This is a genomic window from Serratia sp. HMSC15F11 (assembly GCF_001808215.1).
Lineage (GTDB): Bacteria > Pseudomonadota > Gammaproteobacteria > Enterobacterales > Enterobacteriaceae > Serratia > Serratia nevei.
Genome location: NZ_KV792450.1, coordinates 1 through 21,229 on the forward strand (window position 1 = coordinate 1; position 21,229 = coordinate 21,229).

Genomic DNA, 21,229 nt, shown 5'->3' on the forward strand with positions numbered 1-21,229 from the left:
TTGGTTCACGCTAAAGCGCGATGAACCTTTTTGTTGGCGCTGGATCAGGAATGCTTTTCGATAACCAGATCAACACCTTCATTCAGCAGTTCATTAATCGACTGCCCGGTGGCCTGAGCGGCAATGGCTAACGCCTGATGGCGTTCCGGCGACAGGCGGGTGGTTACTTTGCCGCTGTACGACTTGTAAGGCTCGATGCCGTCTTTATGGCACTCATCGAGAAAGACCGCGAGTGAGATCGCGCCTTCTTTCTTCAGCTCGTCCACGCTGTAGGCGTAGAAGTCGGCGCCACCGTTCAGCCCGACAAACTCGCCCCGGAACATTTCAATTTCAGGGTCGAAGTTGATGACGGCCGTATGGCCGTCAATTTTCAGTGTGTTATTCATCATGGTTTTATTCCTAAGCTATCCAACCAGATCCGAATAGAGTTAACCGCCCCCTTGTCAGTGGTAGGTCTGGGGTGTGGCCGGTGAAAGACTCTTTTTTCACCTTTCAACAGCACCGCGATCCTAGAACCTTCCCTTTCGTGAATCTCCGCCCCTAATGCGGTAAAAAGCGCCTCAATATCAGACCACTTTATAGAACCGTTGACAGGCCGGGCAAACACATCTGACAGCGTTTTTTGGTGTCGTTTGTTCATGGGGTTTATAGTATCACTTTATGACACCATTGCAAGAATATTATGGTGTCGTTTTTTGGTGTCATTGATTAGCAATGTTATGCAGTGCGCTGTAAGCGCCTGAGAGCGCCATCATGGCGCCACGACATCAAACCCCATTCTCATGCAAGTATTGCGATAAATCGCCATGACGGGACGCTGGCGGCTCTTTTGGGAGGGGTTCAACACGGCTTGCGCGCAATGCTATCCCCGCCTCGCCTGCCCGCTTCATGTATCGCTTTTCATGCAGTTGCATGATCCGGCGCGATCCGCGCCAATGCTGGAGCTGCGGGGGTAAAAACAACACTGGATCGTCATGCGATTTCATGCACTCAATGCATGCATGGGCTATCAGCAGACAAAAAGATATGTATTGTGCTGATAACGCCCCTCGTCAATCAGCCTGAAAACGTGGCCGGACTGGTGCTTGATGTAACAATTCGCCTCTTCAGTTGGGTACTTACATTCCTTTGGGCATATCAGATAAACAATAAGGCAAGTCACGTACTTTGTTAACAGGTAGCGAGGAGCGGACATTCTTCTGGTATACAAGTGACAATGCGGCTTACGTCATAGGGACTGCTTCTGTAATCTCGAGATATCTCTATGCCACATTATATCCTGGGCTAGGTGTTTCACTTCAACACCCCCCACTTTTTCAGTAACCAGTCCATCAGTGCGGCCTCATCTTTAAAAGAGTGATAACTAGGGTCCTTTCGGCCGCCACGCGGGCCAATCGTCACGACAGACACGGAAAACCCGTCGCTAGTTTCCGATTTACTGATCCAAATATGCAGGGTGTCGCCGTAGTTATAGCTATAGTGTGCATCACCATACTTACTGTTCTGACTAGGTTCCTGATAGTTCCAACTTCCTTTAAACTGCTCATTCTGCGCAGCCAAGTCACCAGACAGGCGTCTCGTGGCTTTTGCTTTCGGGTGATTAGCCAGATCCGCCGTGACATTCTTCATTTTACGGATTTGATCAGCAATAGATCCCTCATGTTGCTGCTCAGGGCCCTCCTGCGTCTCTGCGGTGCCATTTTCGGACAACGACTCTAGAGCTGCAATCTTCTCACCACGGGCCTTATAGGCACGTACAACAGTGTTATAACGGTCTACCATGCCGTTGTAATCTGTTTTCAGAACGGAAAGTTCACGACGTAATTCCACTACCAGCGCGCTGCTGGCCGAGTCGTTCTTCATTTGGAGTAAGCTGGCCGGGTTTACACCCTGCTCCTGCATCGTAATGGCCAGCATTTTCAATGCCTGCGCGGCCTCATTGCCGTTGGCATTGTTAAAAGCCATTTGAAGGTACTTGTTTAGTTTGGCATGCATGATCTATCTCACATCAATCCAAAGAGTTGCATCGTTGATATTGTGCTGATGACCGTCTATCGAATGTTTGATAACAATCGTTTTCATTCAGTCGGGGACACGGGGCGCTAGGTTATTGCTCACGAATTAAGCCCATGAAGCGGCAACGGTAAATTCATGTACTTGGCACACATCAGACCATTATACGAAATTATTTCACCTTTGGGTCTACAGTCAGGATTTGTTGGCGGCGGCCAAACAATTTTCAAACGGTCGCAAAGTAAAATGCAAATGGGTAATCAAGTCAAATGCAATTACGCTCTCAGACGTAATGTGCGTGCCGAGCCGGTTTGCGGCGTGAATGAAATCAACGGTCTTTATGCGGCGGCCTTTGCCGTTCTCGTTGAAGTTCAGCGCCTCCATAAACGCCCCGGCTAAGTTTAAATCTCGTCTCATACGTCACCTATGGATTAAGAGATCGCGGCAAGCTGCCTGATCACCTCTGCTTTTTCAGGGGCAATGCTGCTTTTCATCTCCCCCGCAAGTTCTGAAATCCATATCAGTGCAATGTCTTTGTCTTTCGCTTGGCTCTCATAACAAACCCCCAGACGGGCGATGAGTTCAATTCTTTCTAAAACAACCACTTCATCCACTGCTTGCACCCTTTCCCTCCGATGCTTAATTACTGTACGCATATACAGTATATGCTTATCAGATTTAATTGCGCAAGAAATTATTGGAAGCCCGCCCAATCGCTAACTGCTGGATAGTGCATTGAAATATCACCAAATTTGACTTTAGCGCCGCGCGCCAGTGCCTCAAGTTCCCAGCGCGTCGGCTCGATGCCGTGTAGTGCCAGCTCTGAGTAAATTTTAGTTACACGATCGCGCTCGGCAGTGGTCAATCTGGCCGATGCAGCAGGCTCTATACGCTTATATGGGTCAATTCCTCTCTGTTGCCTGTTTATCTGCGGGGCATCTGCCCGTAAACGCGCCATAACAGACCGTGCAACGGTCATGTCATCCCAGTCAATTGGGGTGTCTGGATGGTGTTCCATCACCGCCACAGCCTCTACAGGCTCGCCATCCTGCGTATTTTCGGCACCACCGCTGCCGACCAACCCACAGTTATTGACAGGACTCCGAGGCGCGCCGGAGGCGCTTTTCAAAGTCAAAGGCTCAACGGCAACGGCTTTAGCGACGATGCGCCATTGCGTGGTGCGGGTTTCATAAACGCGATCGGCGCCGATGTGCGGGGCAAAAATCCCCGCAATTTTTCTGCACTTCTTCGTCATAGGCGTTGCGCTCGTCGGCAACCCGGCGGGCTACAACACGCACAGTCTGATCGTCACGGGCAACGTTAGGGCCACCCTGTGCCAGAATGTAAGCGGCAAAATCACCTGCATCAGCAGCAGCGCGCACCGCCTCAACGGTTTCGTCAAACTCATCGGCCAGACTGACAGAGCGGATCTTGCGGCACTCGCGCCATGCGCCGCGCGACGGTAGGCCGATAAAGTGGAATTGAGGGATTCGCCACGTTGACGCCCACGCTGTGACGGCGGCGGCCGTATCAGTCAACAGCTCGCCGGTTTCATGATCGCGTTCGCCGTCCAGCGCGTAGCCGTCGATGTTTTTTGCAATGTATTTGGCGATATAGCCCGCCGCACCGCCTTTGTTCAGGTGCTTGCAGTCAAACCGGTTTTTGGCGGCGCCGCTGTTCAAATAGATGGCGTCACAAACGATACTTAACAGCACCACTCTCGTCACCACCGGCTGAGTGCTCTTTGGTGGCACATCCCATCATCTTCCTGTATGTCATCACGTCCTGGTACTGCACTGGGGGAAGTGCCAGCATTGTCCCCCATGAAAGTCGAGGCTATCTAATCCACCTGTTTGATTTTTTCTTTAATTTTAATTAGCTTTTTTATGTACGCATTGCTCTTATCCCCTTTGGCTATTTCCGCAGAAATCAGAGAGAGGAAGCTGTCATTAAAATCATCTTTGGCTAAGGGGTTAGCGCCATGAGCCAAAAGAACCTCAATGTGTTCTGGGCAACTATTATACAACGCATTAATTAATGGCGTTCTGTTCATAGCCCCTTTGATATTAACATCAGCTTTGTACGCAATCAGCACCTTTAATGTTTCGGTATTCTTCGCTTCAAAACTTTCAAAAATAATAGGTTGATTATGAATCTTATCTCTGGCGTTTGGAGAAAGGCCACCTTCCAGCATGGCCTGTATCCAGACGCCTTTGTCCGCCTTCATAACAAACTCAGCGGGGCTACCTGGCGTGTTAGGTTGAGGTTGTAATGGATCTGCCCCCGCCTTGACCAAATCTGTAATGATCTTGAGCCGCTCTGGCGTGTTCTTGTCAAAGATAGCGTTATTTATCGCCCAGAATAGCAACGTCATCTCCGCCTTGGCCGGCCGATTTAACGTTTCTTTGCTTACCGTCGGTAAAACCTTATCCAGCTTTTGCCTGTCACCCTCGTAGATGATGTTGGCGATGTCCAGCTGCTTTCCTTCAAAGTAATCCTGTGGCTGTAGATCCCTACCTTGTTCGCATCCCTGCATCATGAGCATCGACAGCAACATGATAATGATAAGAGCGCTGTGCCTCATGCCATCTCCATTTTTAACATAACCACGGCCCAACTTTGCTTTATTACCGTCTCAGTATCCCTCTGCACCCTTGGGATACTGAGAACGGCTTATTTACTGACAGGAGCAGGCGGCCATTTCCCGCCACGCTTAATTAGCTCGTCTCTGATGCGTTCAAGAGACTCTTTCGCCTCACTGCCGTCCTGACTCCTATTAATCAGCCGTTGCAGCTGATTGCCCATCGTCCAACCCGAGTTGCCTCTTATATCGCTATCGGCGCCTTTTTCTAATAGAAGAATGACGTGGTCATAGGAGTGATAGTCTAAAGCATCGATGAGTAACGTATCACCCAGTGAATTTCTTATATTTATATCAGCACCATGCTCCAACATGACCTCTAATGTTTCTGTGTTTTTTGCAAAGATGCTATTAAATATAATGGGTTGATTATGAACCTTATCCCTAACATTTGGAGAAAGTCCGCCCTCTAACATAGCCTGTATCCAGATGCCTTTATCCGCCTTCATAACAAACTCAGCGGGGCTACCTGGCGTGTTGGGTTGAGGCTGTAAAGGATCTGCGCCGGCTTTTACCAAATCAGTGATAATTTTCAGCCTTTCAGGTGTGGTTTTATCATAGATGGCATTGTTTATTGCCCAGAACAATAAGGTCATTTCTTCCTTAGCTGGACGATTTAAGATCTCTTTGTTTACTGATGACAACAGTTTATCCAACTGCGGCCTATCACCATCATAGATGGCTTTGGCAATGTCCAATTGCTGACCGTCAAAATAATCCTGCGGTTGTAAATCCATACCTTGTTTGCACCCTTGCATGATGAGCGTAGACACTACCATCGTGATAATGAGAATAAGCTTTTTCATATTCTTCCCTTGATTGTGGCAATGTCATCGTCTTTTTCATTTTCAATGCACTGTATCGCCTGGTCTATACCGTGCTTATCCAGCAGTGAACCTGTTCCACCGGAAAGCGTGTGTTTTACTCCCACGGCGTCAGGCGCCAACATGGACAACCGTTCTTTCGCCACCACTGCGGGCGGATAAAATTTGAGGTCTTTAGCATCCTCCCACAAATCAACCTCCTGCAGCTTGGTCAACAGCTCCCCTTTCACGCGATACGCCTGAATATTATCGGTACTGCCTATAATCGAACCGCCGTATTTTTCTACGGTTCCCGCATGCAATCCAGCGGCATTAAACGTCCAAGCCGGCTTGCCGCTGGCCATGGAGGCAGCAGACGCCATGCCACCGCCTAATGAGTGACCTGCAACGTCGATATTGGATACCTTTGAAATTTTATCGCCAATACCAACCGCTTTTTTGTAGTATTCAGAATTAAGCCCTATTCCCTGAGCACCGTTGTTTGACCAGTCACTCAGGTTTTTAATGCCTGACAAATCGCCATTCAGTAACGCTTTCTGGGCAGCCTTGCTTATTCCCTCCGGGAACTCGGGCGCACGCGATCCACGGAACACCAACGTCGGATTCATCGCCTTACCAAAGACACTTTCGTCTGGCTGATAAACTCGGGCTAAAAAGTCAGGATTCATTGGTTTGTCATAAAGCATGTTACTGCTCAAACCAAGCCGGCCCAGCGCCCCATCATTGTTACTGATGTCCTTCCAGCCTTCAGGGATGTCTATCGTGTCCTTGAGCGGATTAGTGGTCTTGTAAACATTCTCAGCCAGCTTCGCCTTTTCGACCGCGACGTTGTTCTCCGCCAATCGCTGTGCCGCCATGCGCGCATCCGGGTAAATGCTGCGGTTGCCTCGCCCTATCAGGTACTGGCGTTCTTGCCAGCGTTCCGCCTTGGTCATCGGACGGATGGCCTGCACCGTGGCGGCAACGGTCGCCACTGCGGTAGCGATGGCTTGCTGCAGAGGGGGATTCCGGGTCGTATTCTGCCTCGCCGGCAGCACCGTCGGTTTTGCCCGATGAGCATAGCGGTTGACCATTTCTTCATAGCGGGCGATCACGCGCCCAGTAGGATAAAAGGCAGGAAGAGAGCTACCGGGATAGCGCTGTAATCGGCCTTCCGCGTCGATGTAAAACGCGTATTTGGTCGGCGTCCAGGCGCCCATTCCCTCATCAATCGCCAGCAAACCGCCCCGATTGAGATCATCGAACACGCTGCGCTTCACAGCCGCGTCCTCACGATAACCGGTGACGCCAATACCGGATTGAGTATTACGGGTTATGGAATACCGGCTGCTTATCGATATGCCGGCTGCGCCGCCGAACAGATAATGCCGTTCCAGCTCATGGCACGCTTGTGTCGGGGTGAGTATCCGGGAGAAACTTTCCGGCGCCGTGTGTTCAGAAAAGAGAGAGCAGCTTCATACGGCACCAGCCCATACGTCGCTTCCCTGGGGCGGCGTTCCGGCCCCTTTCCTTGTCACCTCGCCGAGATTTAGCGAACGATAACGCATTGGATATCCTTATCTTGCAAGTCACTGCATGTCCGTGAATGTTCGAAAAACTAGCATAATTCAGCAAAGATTGCTTTGTTGTCTTGCTGTTCACACCGTAACGCTCGGTGGAGGAAATCCATGCATGGCGTTTTTCGGCAGCGGCGTCTGGCAAACGCCATAGGAAAATAAATCTCAGATAAAAGCCTGGCGGAAAATCAGAAGGGATATAGAGAAAAAGAAAAATGGCACACCCGACGTTGCTGGGCTGCTTTTGCTGCGCCGGCCCCAGGCCGGCGCAGCAATGCCCGTCTAGAACCGCTGTTTGATAGGTTCATCACTGTTCAGGTTGCCGTTGGCCTGCGCTTCCCCGCAGGTGGTGGGGCCAAAGGCCACCACTTTGCCGTCGCTGTTTCTGAAGCCGACGTAGAACGGCGTCACGGTGCCGTTCGGCAAGCGGTGGTTGTAGTCGTGGCACACGCCCTGGCCGTTCAGCGTCGGCCGAGTGGCGATCGGCGCGCCGAAATCCCGGCTGACCGAGCGCTTGTCGGCGCCGACGTGAAAGGCGTCGGCGATCTTTTGATCGCGCAGCAGGCTGAAAGTATCGCAGCCGGTTAACAACAGGCTCAGCGCCACAACGGCACTCCCTAACCCTTTACTCATTTTTCACTCCCTCTATATATTGAACCTGGCGGCAATTACGCTATTTTGCCGGGTAAACGTCGGCGAGCGCCCAAGGGCGTGCCTGCTCGCAAGAGCATTAAAAAAGAGAAGCCATGCAAATTAACTCTTCAACGAATGAGATAACCATCCCATCGCCGTGGAAAGAACCGGATGGAGACGCGTTACAGTTTGCGGATCACATTGCCAATCAGGCATTTCACGGCGTTGATTTGCGCCGTCAGCCCCGGCTTGTCGGCGGGAAACACGCCGTCCAGCGCCGCGGTACCGACGGTGAAGCCAACCGCATTGCCCGTCACCACGGCGGCGATGCGATCTTCCCGGTCGATGGACCCGGCGATATAAACCGGTTTGTCGACCGCATCGCACACCCGACGAATCAATGTCGGCACGTCACCGGCGAAGCGGTAGGCCAGCAGATCCAGCCCTGTCACGCCCGGTAAAGCGGCGCGCTGGCGGGCGCTGGCGACAATATCGTCAATGTCACCTTCCAGCACGCTGGGGTGGCCGCTGATGCGGCCGGCGAACGGATAGTAGCGCAGGCCAGACTGACGAATGATCGGCAGCACGCTTTCCGGCCGCGTTCCCCCCATCAATACATCAACGCCCAACGCCAGCGCCGCGCGCGCCGAATTCATCTCGCTGTCCTCATCCAGGCTAACCACTTCCAGATAAGCGGTGGCGCCGCCGGCGTGAATTGCCCGCGCCAACAGTTTGAGTTGATCCAGCGGCAGACCAATATCCTTAAAGCCGATATGCTTCACGCCGGCAGCCAGCACTTCTGGTAGCCGCGCTTGCGCATCGGGCACCGTACTGTCGTTGCGCGTCAGCATGAAAATAAACTCGGGTGTGTGCATGGTGTTTCCTTATTGTCATTGTCTTCAGGTGATGTGAGTTATTGGGCGCGCAGCATTTTTTCCGCCTGCCGGAAGGCGTACAGCAGGCTGGCGTGTTCCGCCCGTCCGCTGCCCGCGATATCGAACGCCGTACCGTGGTCGACCGAGGTGCGGATAAACGGCAGGCCGACGGTGACGTTAACGCCGTGATCCACCCCGAGATATTTCACCGGGATCAGGCCCTGGTCGTGATATTGGGCGACCACAATGTCGAACTCCCCGCGCCGGGCACGCATGAAAACGGTATCGCCCGGCCAGGGGCCGCTGACGTCCAACCCCTGTTCCCGCGCCAGGGCGATGGCGGGCACGATGACATCAAGATCTTCGCGGCCGAACAGGCCATTCTCCCCGGCGTGCGGATTCAGGCCGGCCACCGCAATGCGCGGTTTCGCTATGCCCAGCGCCCGACAGGCCGTTTGCGCCAGATGAAACGCGCGCAGCTCGTTTTCCACGGTCGCCGCGTCGATGGCGTCCCGCAGCGAAACGTGAATGGAAACCAGGATCACCCGCAGCTCGTCGTTGGCCAGCATCATGGCGAAGTCCTGGGTGCCCGAGCGCGCCGCCAGGATCTCGGTGTGCCCCGGATAATCGATCCCCGCCAGGCGCATCGCTTCCTTGTTCAGCGGTGCGGTGACGATGCCGGCGATGCGCCCCGCCAACGCCAGATCGATGGCGGCAACCACCCAGGCATAAGACGCCGCGCCCGCGCGCTTATCGAGCCTGCCGAGAGGCAAGTCCGCCGGCAGCGCAACGCCGGCGGAATAGACGGCGGTCTCCCCCCGCCGCCAGGCTTCGTCCCATCCCGCCAGCGAGGCGGGCAGCTCGCGGATAGGCAGCGTCAGCCCCAGACTGGCCGCCGCGCGCGCCAGGGCACCGGCATCGCCAATCACCACATAAGGCGTGCTCAACCGCTCTGTGGCCGCCAGTTTGGCAATGATCTCCGGCCCGATGCCGGCGGGATCGCCCATGGTTATCGCCAGCGGCAAAGTGGAAAGGGTCATCGTTCTTCTCCTTCTCGGTCAGCGCGCAACCGGGTTACGCAGTTCAACAACGTGGCAGCCCGGCCAAAACCGCCCGCCTTGGTGGCGAACGGCAGCCTGCGGCCCGGCAGATTCAACAACCCGAAAGGCACGCCGGGTTCCACCTCACCGAACAGCGTCAATGAGCCGGCCGCCATAGCGTCGACGATGCGCCGCGCGGTATCCCCGCCGGTCGCCACCAACCCGTCGAAAGCTTCCGTGCAACGGCTGACGACCGCGCCCAGCGCAGCGGCATGATCCGCCACGGCCGCTCGCGCCCGGGGCGATATCAGGCAAACCACATCGGCACGCGCAAACGCCGCGCGCACCTCTTGCGCTACCGCCTCGGGATCGGCCGCTTCAGGCAGCGTGACCAGAACCGCGCCCGCCTGCCGCAGGCTTGCCAGCTGGGCGGCATTCGCCGGATGCAGGCTGCCAATCGCCACCAGCACCTTGCGGGCTCTCAGCGGTGGTTGAGCGGGCGGCGCGTTATCCCCGGGGGACAACGCACGCGACAGCGCCGCCGCCAGGCCCGGCGATCCCACCCACACCACCGGTTCGGCAATGCCGATCCGCCTCACGACCTCATCCAACTCGCCGTTGTCTGCGGCGTCGAATACCTGAAAGCGCGTCTGCTCCAGCCCCGCCATGCGCTCCATGACGTAGCCGGTGACGATCGGGTTCTTCGGATCGCGCGCAAAGGCGGTCTGCTCCAGCGCGACGCCGTCGACGTATTGCCGGCCATCCACCGTGGTGCGGCCGGCATCCGGGAAGGCCGGCGCGACGATGGCGAGACGGCGCCCGCTGCCCGTCAGCGCCCCGCGCGTTTCCGGCCCCAGATTGCCGCGCAGCGTGGAATCCACCGTTTTGTAGATGAGGCGCGCCCGCTTCACGCAGGCGGCGGCATGACGAAAACGCTGCTCCGCCTGCTCCGGCGAAACGAAGCGGGAATCTAAATCGAAGGCGACGATCTCAGCGCCCTGCAACGCGGCATCGGGCAGGCGCAGCATGACGCAGGCATTCAGTCCGCGTGCGGCGAACGGAGCCGCACCGTCGAGCGCGCTGGTAAGATCATCGGCGAGAATGGCAATCATCGCAGTTACCCGTAAGTGGAAAGTGATGCACACTTTGGCTGATTTGGCTGGCAATAAAAAACGATTTGCGTAGTATCGATGATTGAAAAAAACTCAATCAAAAGGGGGTGCAGTGCGTCAACGAAGATTGCCTAACCTGGCGGTATTGCGAGCTTTCGAAGCTACGGTGCGGTACGGCAGCGTGTCGAAAGCCGCCAAATCTCTCAACGTCACCGACGGCGCCGTCAGCCGCGCGGTGCGCGAATTCGAGCAGACCCTGGGATTCGCGCTGTTTCAACGCACCAGCCGCATGGTGCATCCGACGCCGCAGGCGCAAGAGCTGGCGAGCGAGATCGGCCGGGGGCTGGACAACCTGCAGTCGGCGATCGACCGCGCCTGTCGGCATCATCAGAATCGCCCGTTGGTGATCTCCTGCGAGCCGACCTTTCTGATCCGCTGGCTGATCCCGCGTCTGGCCGGTTTGCAGCAGGCGGTGGGGAAAGAACGCGATTTGCAGCTGGTCTCCGCCGGCGGCGCCGTCGCCTTCTCGCGTGAAGGCATCGATCTGGCGATTCGCCGCAACGATTTCCCGATCGCCGACGACGTGGTCGCCCGCCCGTTCCTCAAAGAACGGGTCGGCCCGGTTTGCCGCCGGGAACATGCCGCGACGGGGCGTGAACTGCGCGGCACCCTGCTCCACACCGAGACGCGCCCGCACGCCTGGCGCGACTGGTGCGCCCACAGCGGCATCGAGATCCGGCCGGGCAACGAGCTGCGTTTCGAACATTTCTATCTCAGCCTGCAGGCGGCGGTCGCCGGTGCCGGTATCGGCATCGGCCCGTTGGCGCTGGTGGCGGATGATATCGTCAACGGCGCGCTGGTGGCGCCATATGGCTTTGCGCCTGACGGGACGGATTATGTGCTGATGACCCAGGCCGACGGCCAGGACGATGCGATATTCTCAACGGTATTGGCCTGGCTGGTCGCCATGGGCGAAGAAACCGAACGGGCGGTGTTGGCGAGCGAAGGGAAGGCGTAACGGGGAAAAGTCTCCGCCTGCCGCGCAGGGCAAGCGGAGTGGCATCAGGCGGCGATTACTTCTGCTCGGCCTGGCTTACGGTATCTTCGGCTTTCCAGATGCGGTATTTTACTTCCGCGTCTTTCGGCGCATACACCACGATCGGCAGGCGGCTGTTGTAGCGCTGCATCGCGGCGTCGCCCAGATTAGCGGCGATGAATTGCTTGGTCTTGGTGTTGTCCGGGCAGGCCATCATGGTCGAGGCTGGTTCGGACAGCTTCTCCAGCACCAGGTAATCATAGCCCCAACCGGAGAGGGTTTTAGTCTCCAGCGTACCGCCGATCATGTGGCGGTTGCAGTCCACTTCCAGCACCTTGCCGATCAGCAGTTCCACCTTGTAGTTCTCTTCATGCTCTTGCTTCGGCAGGTAGATCACCTGGCGATTCATGCCCTTCTCGGCTTTCGGGTAAGGCGCGACCTTTTCCAGCGGCTGTTTGCTGATATCCGCATCATCGCCAGAGGTAGCCGCCATGGCGCCGGCGGAAACGGCCATCAGCAGGCCGGAAAATACAACGGATGCCTTGTTCATGTTTTATCCCTACACTTTGTCAAATAATCCGCCTATAAACTAATACACTACCGCCAAGCTCGCCACAGGTTTAATCTTCTTTACAATAGGCTATCAGTAGTGACAATCGCCTAATATCGTCAATTAACCGGAGCAATGACTCAGTGTTTCTTCAGGTTAGCGATATAGGCCTTCACCACCTGATAGACATAATCCTGGCATGCCAGCCCGGTTTGCGGATCGTACTTGCCTTGGTTGGTGATGTTGTTGGACAACACGCGAATGCCGACAAACGGCACCTTGAATTCGGCGGCGATCTGCGCGGCGGAGGCGGTCTCCATCTCTTCGACCGACGTCCGGTAGCGGTCGTGGAAATAACGAATACGGTCCAGCTCGCTGTTCCACACGTCGGCCGAGCCGATCACCCCTTCCACGACCTTGCCCTGTCGGTAATCGCTCTTAACGCTTTGCGCAATCGCCAGCAGGTTGGGGTCGGCGGGAAACTGACGCAGGCTGTGCGCCTTTTTGTCCTCGCCGGCGCTGCCCTTGGAAGCCAACAGATCCATCGGCTGCCACTGCCGCGAGTCGCTGCCTTCCCCCAACGCCTTGGCCGGCGTTTTGAACGCGCCGAGATTGACCGAATATTTGCCCAGCACGATGTCATACACTTTCAGTGCCGGGTCATGGCCGCCGGCGGTACCCTGGTTAATGATCGCCACCGGGTGAAACTGCGTGGCGGCAATCGCCGTGGCCGCCGCAGCGTTGGACATGCCCTTCAGCGTCTCCGACACCACCACCGGGTAGCCGTCTACGGTGCCGTGCCAAAAGCGCCAGCCACCGATCTGCTCCTCGCGCGGGTTCACCAACCGCTGGGCGAAACGTTCCGCCTCCACCGGCATGGCGCCCTGCACCACGATAGGCCCAGCGGCCGCCGGTTGGCCAAAGCACAGCGGAGAAAAGGCCGCACCGGCGGCCGCCAACAGTAAGACACGCGCTTTATTCTTCATCATCACCCTCTCATCCCGAAAAAAAGCAAACGATTACCTTAGCCGAAGGCGGTAGCGTCGGACAGGGTTTTCTTACCGGTGGACTAAGGTTTTCTTAAGACAGAATTATTACAGTGGCGTTATTCAATCCTGTCACCGAGCCTGCGCGTGAATCCAGAATCGTCATTAAATCAATCCTCAACGACACCGCAAATTAAGACAACCGCCCTTTACTCCCTGCCGGCATCCTTTTACCGTTGGCAGGTTTTTGGCCTGCTGATCAGCGGCCTGGTATTCCTGTGGCTCTCCCGCAACGAACAGCTGGACTGGGCGATCAGCAACTCTTGGTACGATCCCGCCAGCGGGCATTTCCCGTGGCAAAACAATTATTGGCTGGATCTGATCAACCACCGCCTGCTGAAGCAAATAGTGATCGTCGGGGCGGTACTGACGCTGTTTTGGGGCATCTATCGCCGCAGCGCGCGCCTGATCGTGACCATGCTGTTGATCGGGATCGGCCCGTTGGTGGTAGGCATTCTCAAGGCCACCAGCGCGCACTCCTGCCCGTGGGATCTGATCGAGTACGGCGGCAAGGCGATGTCCTTCCCGCTGTTCGGCGCGGTACCGGCGCTGCCGGGCCCCGGCCGCTGCTTCCCCGGCGGGCACGCCTCGAGCGGTTTCGCGGTCATGGCGTTGTTTTTCCTGTTTTATCCGCAGCGTCCGCGCCTGGCCTGGTGGTGCTGGTGCGGCGGCATTGCGCTCGGCATGGTGATGGGCTTTGGCCAGATCATGCGCGGCGCCCATTTTCTTACCCATAACCTGTGGGCGGGTTGGTGGGTTTGGTTAAGCCAGTTGGCTATTTATTGGACGGTTAGCGGCTATTGGCGCCGCAAGACGAGGTAACGGTTATGGAACAGTTGAACCATTTTCTTTTCGCCTGGATCAATGCGACCCCGGCGTCTCCCGAGTGGATGATCGATTTCGCCACCTTTTTGGCGCGCGATCTGATCATCATCGTGCCGCTGCTGATCGTCGGCCTGTGGCTGTGGGGGCCGCAAAGCCAGCTGGCATCGCAGCGCCAGGTGGTGGCGAAAACCACTATCGCGCTGCTGTTCGCCATGCTCGCCGCCGCCACCATCGGCGCGCTGCTGCCGCATGAGCGCCCGTTCGTCGCCGGCGTTGGCTATACCTTCCTGGCACATGCGCCGGACAGCTCGTTCCCGAGCGATCACGGCACCGCCATCTTTACCTTTGCGCTGGCGTTCCTGTTCTGGCACCGGGTCTGGTCCGGCGTGCTGCTGATGATCGTCGCCGTCGGCATCGCCTGGTCACGCGTTTACCTCGGCGTGCACTGGCCGCTGGATATGGTCGGCGGTTTCCTGCTCGGCCTGGTCGGCTGCCTGTTCGCCCAGCTGGTGTGGAATCTGTTCGGCGATGCCATCGCCGACAAGCTGTCGCGCCTGTATCGTTTCCTGTTCGCCTTCGCCATTCGCCGTGGCTGGGTGAAAGAGTAACCGCACAACATGACCGGGGCGTTACCGCCCCGTTATTTCACACCACGCCGGTGGTCACGCAAAACGCCCGCGTTTTTCCCGCTCCCAGCATCACCTCTGCCTCTCCTTCCGGCGCATTCGGGCGACAGTTCGCCGGCTGGATAAAAGCCAGCAGCCGCCGGTTGCCCTGAACGGCGATGCGTCGAAGACCATAGTTGAATTGCCCGGTGGCGAAGCGCGTCACATAGCGCCGGCCTTGCGGCGCCAGCATAAAGAACTCGGCCTGATCCACGTAGCGCGACAGATCGTCGGAGCACAGCAGCTCCCGCCCGAGCGCATCCCCCAACAGCGCCGGCGCCGGCAGATTCTGGCGGAATACCGCATCGGGAATGCAATCGTAATTGAGGCGGCACACATACTGCAGCGGCTGCGGCCGCTCGGCCAGGTTGGTGACCTGCATCTCAATGGCGAACTGCGCGCTCTGCGCCGCCAGACGCAGCGCCGGGCCGATGCGCCAACGCCCCCCCGCCCGCTCCCCCTCGCCGTGCAACGACAGCTCATCGCCCGCCAGTTGGAGCCACACGCGTTGCATCTGCAGCGGCTCACCGTCCTGATTCGGCCAGGCAGGACAGAACGCGGCATCGCCAGCGCGCTTTCTTCCGGCGCCCTTTACGCTGCGGCGGCCCGACTTCAGCGAATAACCGTCAAACTCGGCGTCCCAGATCGCGAGGCCCTGATACGGCAAAACCGTCAGTGCGCCACGATGATTTGCCAACGTCAGCATCGGCCCGCGTTCTGTGCAGCGATGCGTGCTCACCGCGAAATCCGCATTGCGGAACAGTTCCTGCCGATGCGCCCCGAAAGCTTCAGGAGCCAGATCGATGTTGATCTTCATCTTTTTTCCCTCGACGTTGCGCCCGCGCAGGCCGCGAGCCCTGAAATGTTATTTAAATAACAAATGAAACGCCTTTAAGTTATACCTATAACAGCCTGATAGCGACGATCGAATCGACATTTTTTAAACATCACTAGGTTTATCGGCATCTAAATGTTATTATTCTCACATTACCCATCCCGCTTACTGTCTTAACCTCACTAAGGAATCGCGATGACCACCGAAACCATCGATTACGCCAGCTATGTTGACCACACCCTGCTGGCGATGGACGCCACCGAACTGCAGATCGCCAAACTGTGCGAAGAAGCGCAGCAGCACAACTTCTATGCGGTATGCGTCAACTCCGGCTACGTGCCGCTGGCAGCCCAGCTGCTGCAAGAAAGCACCGTGAAAGTCTGCTCGGTGATCGGTTTCCCGCTGGGCGCCGGCCTGACCGTCGCCAAAGCCTTTGAAGCCAAAGCGGCAATCGCCGCCGGCGCGCAAGAGATCGATATGGTGATCAACGTCGGCTGGTTGAAAAGCGGCCTGCTGGACGAAGTGAAAGCCGACATCGCCGCCGTGCGCGAGGTTTGCGCGGCGATCCCGTTGAAGGTAATATTGGAAACCTGCCTGCTCAGCGATGCACAGATCGTCCAGGTTTGTGAAATGTGTCGCGAACTCGATGTGGCCTTCGTGAAAACCTCCACCGGCTTCAGCACCGGCGGCGCTCGGGAAGAGCACGTCAAACTGATGCGCGAGACCGTGGGCAGCGAAATGGGCGTGAAAGCTTCCGGCGCCGTGCGCGATCGCGCCACCGCCGAGAAGATGATCAACGCCGGCGCCACGCGTATCGGCACCAGCTCCGGCGTCGCCATCGTTTCCGGCGCTCAGCCGGCGGCGGGCAGCTACTGATCGTCGGCATGCCCTGACGGGCACAGCCAATCCACTCCGATGCGGGACAATACGGGCGGCCAAGGCGGCCCGATATTGCCCCGCATTGTTGTGTTTAGCGCCGGACACGCCGGCACGCCCTTTTACCTCTACTACCTGTGGGAAGACGGACCTATGGAAACGCGGCGCGAAGAACGTATCAACCGGCTAGTTCAGGCGTTAAAACGCGCTGACAAGATCCACCTGAAAGAAGCCGCCGCGCTGCTGGGGGTCTCGGAGATGACCATTCGCCGCGATCTGAGCGCCGAACCGGCGGCGGTGGTACTGCTCGGCGGCTATGTGGTGACCGATCCGCGCAGCAACGGCGTGACCAACTACTTCGTTTCCGATCAAAAAGCCAAGCAGGTGATGGAGAAACGGCGCATCGGCCTGCTGGCGGCCCCCTTGATCAATGAAAACGACACGGTGTTTTTCGACTGCGGCACCACTACCCCGGCGATCATCGACGCCATCGCCGACGAGCTGACCTTCACCGCTGTCTGTCATTCGCTGAACACCTTCCTGGCGCTGCAGGACAAACCGAACTGCAAGGTGGTCCTGTGCGGCGGTGAGTTCAAGCCGAACAACTACATCTTTTCCAGCGTCAGCGGCCGTAACGAGCTCGATCACATCTGCCCGAACATCGCCTTTATCTCCGCCGCCGGCCTCAGCCTGCAGCACGGCGCCACCTGCTTCAACTTCGACGAGCTGGAGATGAAGCATCGCGCCATGGCGATGGCGCAGCAAAAGATCCTGGTGGCAGACCACAGCAAGTTCGGCAAAACCAAACCGGCCTGCATCGGCCCCCTGACGCAGTTCGATCGGGTGATCAGCGACCGCCAGCCGGACGCCGACTTCATGGCGTTCTTCAACGACAACGCCATCGCTACCCGCTATTAATCCGCCTTCTGCGCCGTCGAAACCGGCGGCGCACCGCTGCAATCCCCTTCTTTCCCCGCCCGAAAATGAACAAATAATGCGCAATCGATTCGCGTTTTTCGCTTATCCGCACGCAACATCAGGTTAATAAAATGCAACAGGTCACCCGAGTGATTATTTTCTCGCAGGCTAAACACGCTGTCGGTTGGGTGAATTAACGACTATTTATGGCTTTTATATGATAAATCACGCCAAAGGCCGGGATGTTTAAATAAACGGCGGTTTAAGCGATTGCAGCAAATCTCGCCAATACCTGTTAGTTATCTGTTATTTATATGATGAATGGTTACGCATTTTTATCCGCTAACCACGTAAGTAATTTCCCTTCGTTATTAGCGGTGTTTTTAATTAAAAACCATTAAAAACAAACAGATGAATTGAATTTTACTTAAAAATACAATGTGATCTACGTCACTAAAACTGCTTAATCCGGGTTTTTCGCTAGATCCAAAACCACGCATAAAATATATTGCTCGGCTTGCTGCTGAGCACAGCGCTTTATCCGGCCAATTATTGTACAAACCGCATAATCGCAGAAATCTTTATGAGAGCGTTCTCAGCACAAAATCTTACACAAATGTGCAACAAATGCGCGAAAAATCGATAAAAAAGCGGATAACTGCACATATTGCGCATTTGAGAGCAGGATCACGGTTGTTTCTACTGTAAATCGTTATCTTGCCGCCAACAAAAATCGACAGGCAAAGACCTGTCGGCAGCGGTAACGACTTTTATCGCCCATGATGGTGAAAAGTCTTTAGTGAATTACCCGGCGCTGTGCCTTGGTAATGAACGCAATAAACAACCAGGGGGACGCCAAAACATCCCCGCAAGCAACACCTGATTCTTACCGCAAGCGTTGCCTGAATAAGACGTTTGACGGTTTAACCTTAAGTTTTGCCTTTTAATTTTAAATTCGTGTTCACTTCGGAGATATTTATGGACACTACACAGACCGGCACAATTGCCTCTGCGGCCTCGGGCTCCAGCAGTACCTGGCGTAAAACGGATACCATGTGGATGTTGGGCCTGTACGGCACCGCCATCGGCGCAGGCGTCCTGTTCTTGCCAATCAACGCCGGCATCGGCGGTTTGATTCCTCTGATCATCATGGCCATCATCGCTTTCCCGATGACCTTCTTTGCCCACCGCGGCCTGTGCCGTTTCGTTCTGTCCGGCAAAAATCCCGGTGAAGACATCACCGCCGTGGTAGAAGAGCACTTCGGCATCACCGCCGGTAAGCTGATTACTCTGCTGTACTTCTTCGCCATCTACCCGATTCTGCTGGTTTACAGCGTGGCGATCACCAACACCGTCGACAGCTTCATTACCCACCAGTTGGGCATGACGTCGCCACCGCGCGCCATCCTGTCGCTGATCCTGATCGTCGGCCTGATGACCATCGTGCGCTTCGGTGAGCAGGCCATCGTGAAAACCATGAGCATCCTGGTCTTCCCGTTCGTCGCGGTGCTGATGCTGCTGGCGGTGTATCTGATCCCTAACTGGACCGGCGCCATCTTCGAAAACGTGTCGCTGTCCGGCAGCGGTACCGGCATGGGCCACGGCCTGATCATGACCCTGTGGCTGGCGATCCCGGTAATGGTTTTCTCCTTCAACCACTCGCCGATCATCTCCGCCTTCGCCGTCGCCAAACGCGAAGAGTACGGCGCAGACGCCGAGAAGAAATGCTCCCGCATTCTGGCTTATGCACACATCATGATGGTGCTGACCGTGATGTTCTTCGTGTTCAGCTGCGTGCTGAGCCTGACGCCGGAAAACCTGGCGGAAGCCAAGGCGCAGAACATCTCGATTCTGTCTTACCTGGCTAACCACTTTAACAACCCGATGATCGCGTACATCGCGCCGGTTATCGCCTTCGTCGCCATCACCAAATCGTTCCTGGGCCACTACCTGGGCGCACGTGAAGGCTTCAACGGCCTGGTTGCCAAGTCGATGAAGAGCCGCGGCAAAACCGTCAGCACCGCCAAGCTGAACCGCATGACCGCTATCTTCATGCTGGTGACCACCTGGATCGTCGCCACCCTGAACCCAAGCATCCTGGGCATGATCGAAACCCTGGGTGGCCCAATCATCGCCATGCTGCTGTTCCTGATGCCGATGTATGCCATCCGTAAAGTACCTGCCATGCGTAAGTACAGCGGCCACATCAGCAATGTGTTCGTGGTTGTGATGGGTCTGATTGCCATCTCTGCTATCGTGTTCAGCCTGCTCGGCTAATCACGTCCGGCCGGCGCCGCTGCGCGCCGGCCCTCCCGCACTCCCCCATTTCCCGTATTCACCGCCTGAAACCTGAAGAAGGAGGCGAGACCATGGTCAGCGTTTTCGATATTTTCAAGATTGGCATCGGCCCATCCAGCTCCCACACCGTTGGCCCGATGAAAGCCGGCAAACAGTTCGTCGACGATCTGATCGCCCACCAGCAGCTGCAGGACACCACCCGCGTGGTGGTCGACGTGTACGGTTCGCTGTCGTTGACCGGTAAAGGTCACCACACCGATATCGCCATCATCATGGGCCTGGCCGGCAACCTGCCGCACGACGTGGACATCGACAGCATTCCGGGCTTTATCCGCGACGTCGAACAGCGCGGCCGCCTGCCGCTGGCCAACGGCCATCACGAGGTGGATTTCCCGCTGCACGGCGGCATGAACTTCCACAGCGACAACCTGCCACTGCACGAAAACGGCATGCGTATCCGCGCCTTCGCCGGTGAGCGCCTGCTGCACAGCAAAACCTATTACTCGATCGGTGGCGGTTTCATCGTCGACGAAGAGCACTTCGGCCAATCCGCCGAGGGCGCCACGCCGGTGCCCTACCCGTTCAAATCGGCGCACGATCTGCAGCAGCATTGCAAAGACACCGGGCTGTCGTTGTCCGGCCTGGTGATGCAGAACGAGCTGGCGCTGCGCAGCAAGGCGGATATCGACGCGCACTTCGCCGACGTCTGGCAGGTGATGAGCGCCGGTATCGAACGCGGCATCAACACCGAAGGCTTGCTGCCCGGCCCGATGAAAGTGCCGCGCCGCGCCGCCGCGCTGCGCCGCATTCTGGTGACCGGCGACAAGAACAATATCGACCCGATGAACGTGGTCGATTGGATCAACATGTTCGCGCTGGCGGTCAACGAAGAGAACGCCGCCGGTGGCCGCGTGGTCACCGCGCCGACCAACGGCGCCTGCGGCATCATCCCTGCGGTGTTGGCTTACTACGACAAGTTCATCCGTCCGGTAAACGCCAACTCCTACACCCGCTACTTCCTGGCGTCCGGGGTGATTGGCGCGCTGTACAAGATGAACGCCTCGATCTCCGGTGCCGAAGTGGGTTGTCAGGGGGAAGTGGGCGTAGCCTGTTCGATGGCGGCGGCCGGGTTGACCGAGCTGCTGGGCGGCAGCCCGGCGCAGGTGTGCATCGCGGCGGAGATCGCCATGGAGCACCATTTGGGGCTGACCTGCGATCCGCTCGCCGGCCAGGTTCAGGTGCCCTGCATCGAACGCAACGCCATTTCCGCCGTCAAGGCGGTCAACGCCGCACGCATGGCGATGCGCCGCACCAGCGAACCGCGAGTTTGTCTGGATAAGGTGATCGAAACCATGTACGAAACCGGCAAAGACATGAACGCCAAATACCGCGAAACCTCACAAGGTGGGCTGGCGATCAAGGTCGTGGCCTGCAACTGATAAACCAAGGGCGCCGAATGGCGCCCTTATCATTAGATGAGGCTGAA

General features: G+C 56.7%; 22 protein-coding genes and 1 pseudogene. 8 read left to right on the top strand and 15 right to left on the bottom strand.

Annotation, left to right across the window (positions count from 1 at the left end; translation table 11 throughout):
* Nucleotides 1-44: 44 nt before the first annotated feature.
* The 3 genes from HMPREF3138_RS10505 to HMPREF3138_RS10510 form a co-directional block, all read right to left on the bottom strand.
* Nucleotides 45-389, bottom strand: a complete 345-nt coding sequence (locus tag HMPREF3138_RS10505; protein WP_223294898.1) for a type II toxin-antitoxin system HicB family antitoxin — start codon at nucleotides 387-389, stop codon at nucleotides 45-47.
* Nucleotides 386-640 (bottom strand): type II toxin-antitoxin system HicA family toxin, encoded by a 255-nt coding sequence (locus HMPREF3138_RS25465; RefSeq protein WP_071605322.1) that lies wholly within the window; start codon nucleotides 638-640, stop codon nucleotides 386-388. Before HMPREF3138_RS25465 ends, HMPREF3138_RS10505 begins: the two co-directional genes overlap by 4 nt.
* Nucleotides 641-1,293: 653 nt before the next feature.
* Nucleotides 1,294-1,995, bottom strand: coding sequence for a hypothetical protein (locus HMPREF3138_RS10510; RefSeq protein WP_038881175.1), 702 nt, complete (start codon nucleotides 1,993-1,995; stop codon nucleotides 1,294-1,296).
* Between the two features lie 156 nt (nucleotides 1,996-2,151).
* Between HMPREF3138_RS10510 and HMPREF3138_RS26310 the strand changes: the two genes are divergently transcribed.
* A complete protein-coding gene (locus HMPREF3138_RS26310; RefSeq protein WP_139145145.1) occupies nucleotides 2,152-2,412 on the top strand; it encodes a hypothetical protein in 261 nt (86 codons plus the stop codon).
* 32 nt (nucleotides 2,413-2,444) lie between these two features.
* On the opposite strand, the gene HMPREF3138_RS10520 is transcribed toward HMPREF3138_RS26310, so the two are convergent.
* The 9 genes and pseudogenes from HMPREF3138_RS10520 to HMPREF3138_RS10560 all read right to left on the bottom strand — a co-directional run bounded on the left by HMPREF3138_RS10520 (nucleotide 2,445) and on the right by HMPREF3138_RS10560 (nucleotide 10,694).
* Nucleotides 2,445-2,627: a hypothetical protein gene (locus HMPREF3138_RS10520; RefSeq protein WP_230201374.1), complete on the bottom strand. Its 183-nt coding sequence runs from the start codon at nucleotides 2,625-2,627 to the stop codon at nucleotides 2,445-2,447.
* Between the two features lie 80 nt (nucleotides 2,628-2,707).
* Nucleotides 2,708-3,686 (bottom strand): annotated as a pseudogene (locus HMPREF3138_RS10525) (replication endonuclease); the annotation flags it as partial.
* A 167-nt stretch (nucleotides 3,687-3,853) separates the two neighbouring features.
* A complete protein-coding gene (locus HMPREF3138_RS10530; RefSeq protein WP_038881168.1) occupies nucleotides 3,854-4,597 on the bottom strand; it encodes an ankyrin repeat domain-containing protein in 744 nt (247 codons plus the stop codon).
* Nucleotides 4,598-4,686: 89 nt separating this feature from the next.
* A complete protein-coding gene (locus HMPREF3138_RS10535; protein WP_038881165.1) occupies nucleotides 4,687-5,460 on the bottom strand; it encodes an ankyrin repeat domain-containing protein in 774 nt (257 codons plus the stop codon).
* Entirely contained in the window at nucleotides 5,457-6,737 is a 1,281-nt protein-coding gene (locus tag HMPREF3138_RS10540; protein WP_223294899.1) for a Tle-like phospholipase domain-containing protein, read from the bottom strand. The genes HMPREF3138_RS10535 and HMPREF3138_RS10540 overlap by 4 nt, the downstream gene beginning before the upstream one ends.
* Nucleotides 6,738-7,316: 579 nt before the next feature.
* Complete coding sequence (locus HMPREF3138_RS10545) at nucleotides 7,317-7,667, bottom strand: hypothetical protein (protein WP_134267038.1); 351 nt, start codon at nucleotides 7,665-7,667, stop codon at nucleotides 7,317-7,319.
* Nucleotides 7,668-7,849: 182 nt separating this feature from the next.
* On the bottom strand, nucleotides 7,850-8,542 hold the full coding sequence (locus HMPREF3138_RS10550; RefSeq protein WP_038881156.1) for a beta/alpha barrel domain-containing protein: 693 nt from the start codon (nucleotides 8,540-8,542) through the stop codon (nucleotides 7,850-7,852).
* Nucleotides 8,543-8,580: 38 nt separating this feature from the next.
* Nucleotides 8,581-9,582: a 4-hydroxythreonine-4-phosphate dehydrogenase PdxA gene (gene pdxA / locus HMPREF3138_RS10555; RefSeq protein WP_038881152.1), complete on the bottom strand. Its 1,002-nt coding sequence runs from the start codon at nucleotides 9,580-9,582 to the stop codon at nucleotides 8,581-8,583.
* On the bottom strand, nucleotides 9,579-10,694 hold the full coding sequence (locus HMPREF3138_RS10560; protein ID WP_038881149.1) for a four-carbon acid sugar kinase family protein: 1,116 nt from the start codon (nucleotides 10,692-10,694) through the stop codon (nucleotides 9,579-9,581). Before HMPREF3138_RS10560 ends, pdxA begins: the two co-directional genes overlap by 4 nt.
* A 112-nt stretch (nucleotides 10,695-10,806) precedes the next feature.
* Between HMPREF3138_RS10560 and HMPREF3138_RS10565 the strand changes: the two genes are divergently transcribed.
* Nucleotides 10,807-11,712: a LysR family transcriptional regulator gene (locus HMPREF3138_RS10565; RefSeq protein WP_050572064.1), complete on the top strand. Its 906-nt coding sequence runs from the start codon at nucleotides 10,807-10,809 to the stop codon at nucleotides 11,710-11,712.
* A 55-nt stretch (nucleotides 11,713-11,767) separates the two neighbouring features.
* Here the strand turns inward: HMPREF3138_RS10565 and eco are convergent, their stop codons facing one another.
* Both eco and HMPREF3138_RS10575 read right to left on the bottom strand, forming a co-directional pair.
* Complete coding sequence (gene eco / locus HMPREF3138_RS10570; RefSeq protein WP_038881146.1) at nucleotides 11,768-12,280, bottom strand: serine protease inhibitor ecotin; 513 nt, start codon at nucleotides 12,278-12,280, stop codon at nucleotides 11,768-11,770.
* A 140-nt stretch (nucleotides 12,281-12,420) separates the two neighbouring features.
* Nucleotides 12,421-13,266 (bottom strand): 5'-methylthioadenosine/S-adenosylhomocysteine nucleosidase, encoded by an 846-nt coding sequence (locus HMPREF3138_RS10575; protein ID WP_038881209.1) that lies wholly within the window; start codon nucleotides 13,264-13,266, stop codon nucleotides 12,421-12,423.
* Nucleotides 13,267-13,413: 147 nt separating this feature from the next.
* On the opposite strand from HMPREF3138_RS10575, the gene HMPREF3138_RS10580 reads away from it, so the two are divergent.
* Together HMPREF3138_RS10580 and ybjG are read left to right on the top strand one after the other, a co-directional pair.
* The gene (locus HMPREF3138_RS10580) at nucleotides 13,414-14,148 is read left to right on the top strand and encodes a phosphatase PAP2 family protein (protein WP_038881142.1); all 735 of its coding nucleotides are present in this window, start codon (nucleotides 13,414-13,416) and stop codon (nucleotides 14,146-14,148) included.
* A 5-nt stretch (nucleotides 14,149-14,153) separates the two neighbouring features.
* Nucleotides 14,154-14,759, top strand: a complete 606-nt coding sequence (gene ybjG, locus HMPREF3138_RS10585; protein WP_038881139.1) for an undecaprenyl-diphosphate phosphatase — start codon at nucleotides 14,154-14,156, stop codon at nucleotides 14,757-14,759.
* A 37-nt stretch (nucleotides 14,760-14,796) separates the two neighbouring features.
* Here the strand turns inward: ybjG and HMPREF3138_RS10590 are convergent, their stop codons facing one another.
* Nucleotides 14,797-15,633 (bottom strand): aldose epimerase family protein, encoded by an 837-nt coding sequence (locus tag HMPREF3138_RS10590; RefSeq protein WP_038881136.1) that lies wholly within the window; start codon nucleotides 15,631-15,633, stop codon nucleotides 14,797-14,799.
* 213 nt (nucleotides 15,634-15,846) lie between these two features.
* On the opposite strand from HMPREF3138_RS10590, the gene deoC reads away from it, so the two are divergent.
* The 4 genes from deoC to HMPREF3138_RS10610 all read left to right on the top strand — a co-directional run bounded on the left by deoC (nucleotide 15,847) and on the right by HMPREF3138_RS10610 (nucleotide 21,182).
* Nucleotides 15,847-16,527: a deoxyribose-phosphate aldolase gene (deoC, locus tag HMPREF3138_RS10595; RefSeq protein WP_038881133.1), complete on the top strand. Its 681-nt coding sequence runs from the start codon at nucleotides 15,847-15,849 to the stop codon at nucleotides 16,525-16,527.
* 153 nt (nucleotides 16,528-16,680) lie between these two features.
* The gene (deoR, locus tag HMPREF3138_RS10600) at nucleotides 16,681-17,445 is read left to right on the top strand and encodes a DNA-binding transcriptional repressor DeoR (protein WP_038881131.1); all 765 of its coding nucleotides are present in this window, start codon (nucleotides 16,681-16,683) and stop codon (nucleotides 17,443-17,445) included.
* 978 nt (nucleotides 17,446-18,423) lie between these two features.
* A complete protein-coding gene (locus HMPREF3138_RS10605) occupies nucleotides 18,424-19,722 on the top strand; it encodes an HAAAP family serine/threonine permease (protein WP_038881129.1) in 1,299 nt (432 codons plus the stop codon).
* Nucleotides 19,723-19,814: 92 nt separating this feature from the next.
* Nucleotides 19,815-21,182 (top strand): L-serine ammonia-lyase, encoded by a 1,368-nt coding sequence (locus tag HMPREF3138_RS10610; RefSeq protein WP_025302221.1) that lies wholly within the window; start codon nucleotides 19,815-19,817, stop codon nucleotides 21,180-21,182.
* Nucleotides 21,183-21,229: the final 47 nt, after the last annotated feature.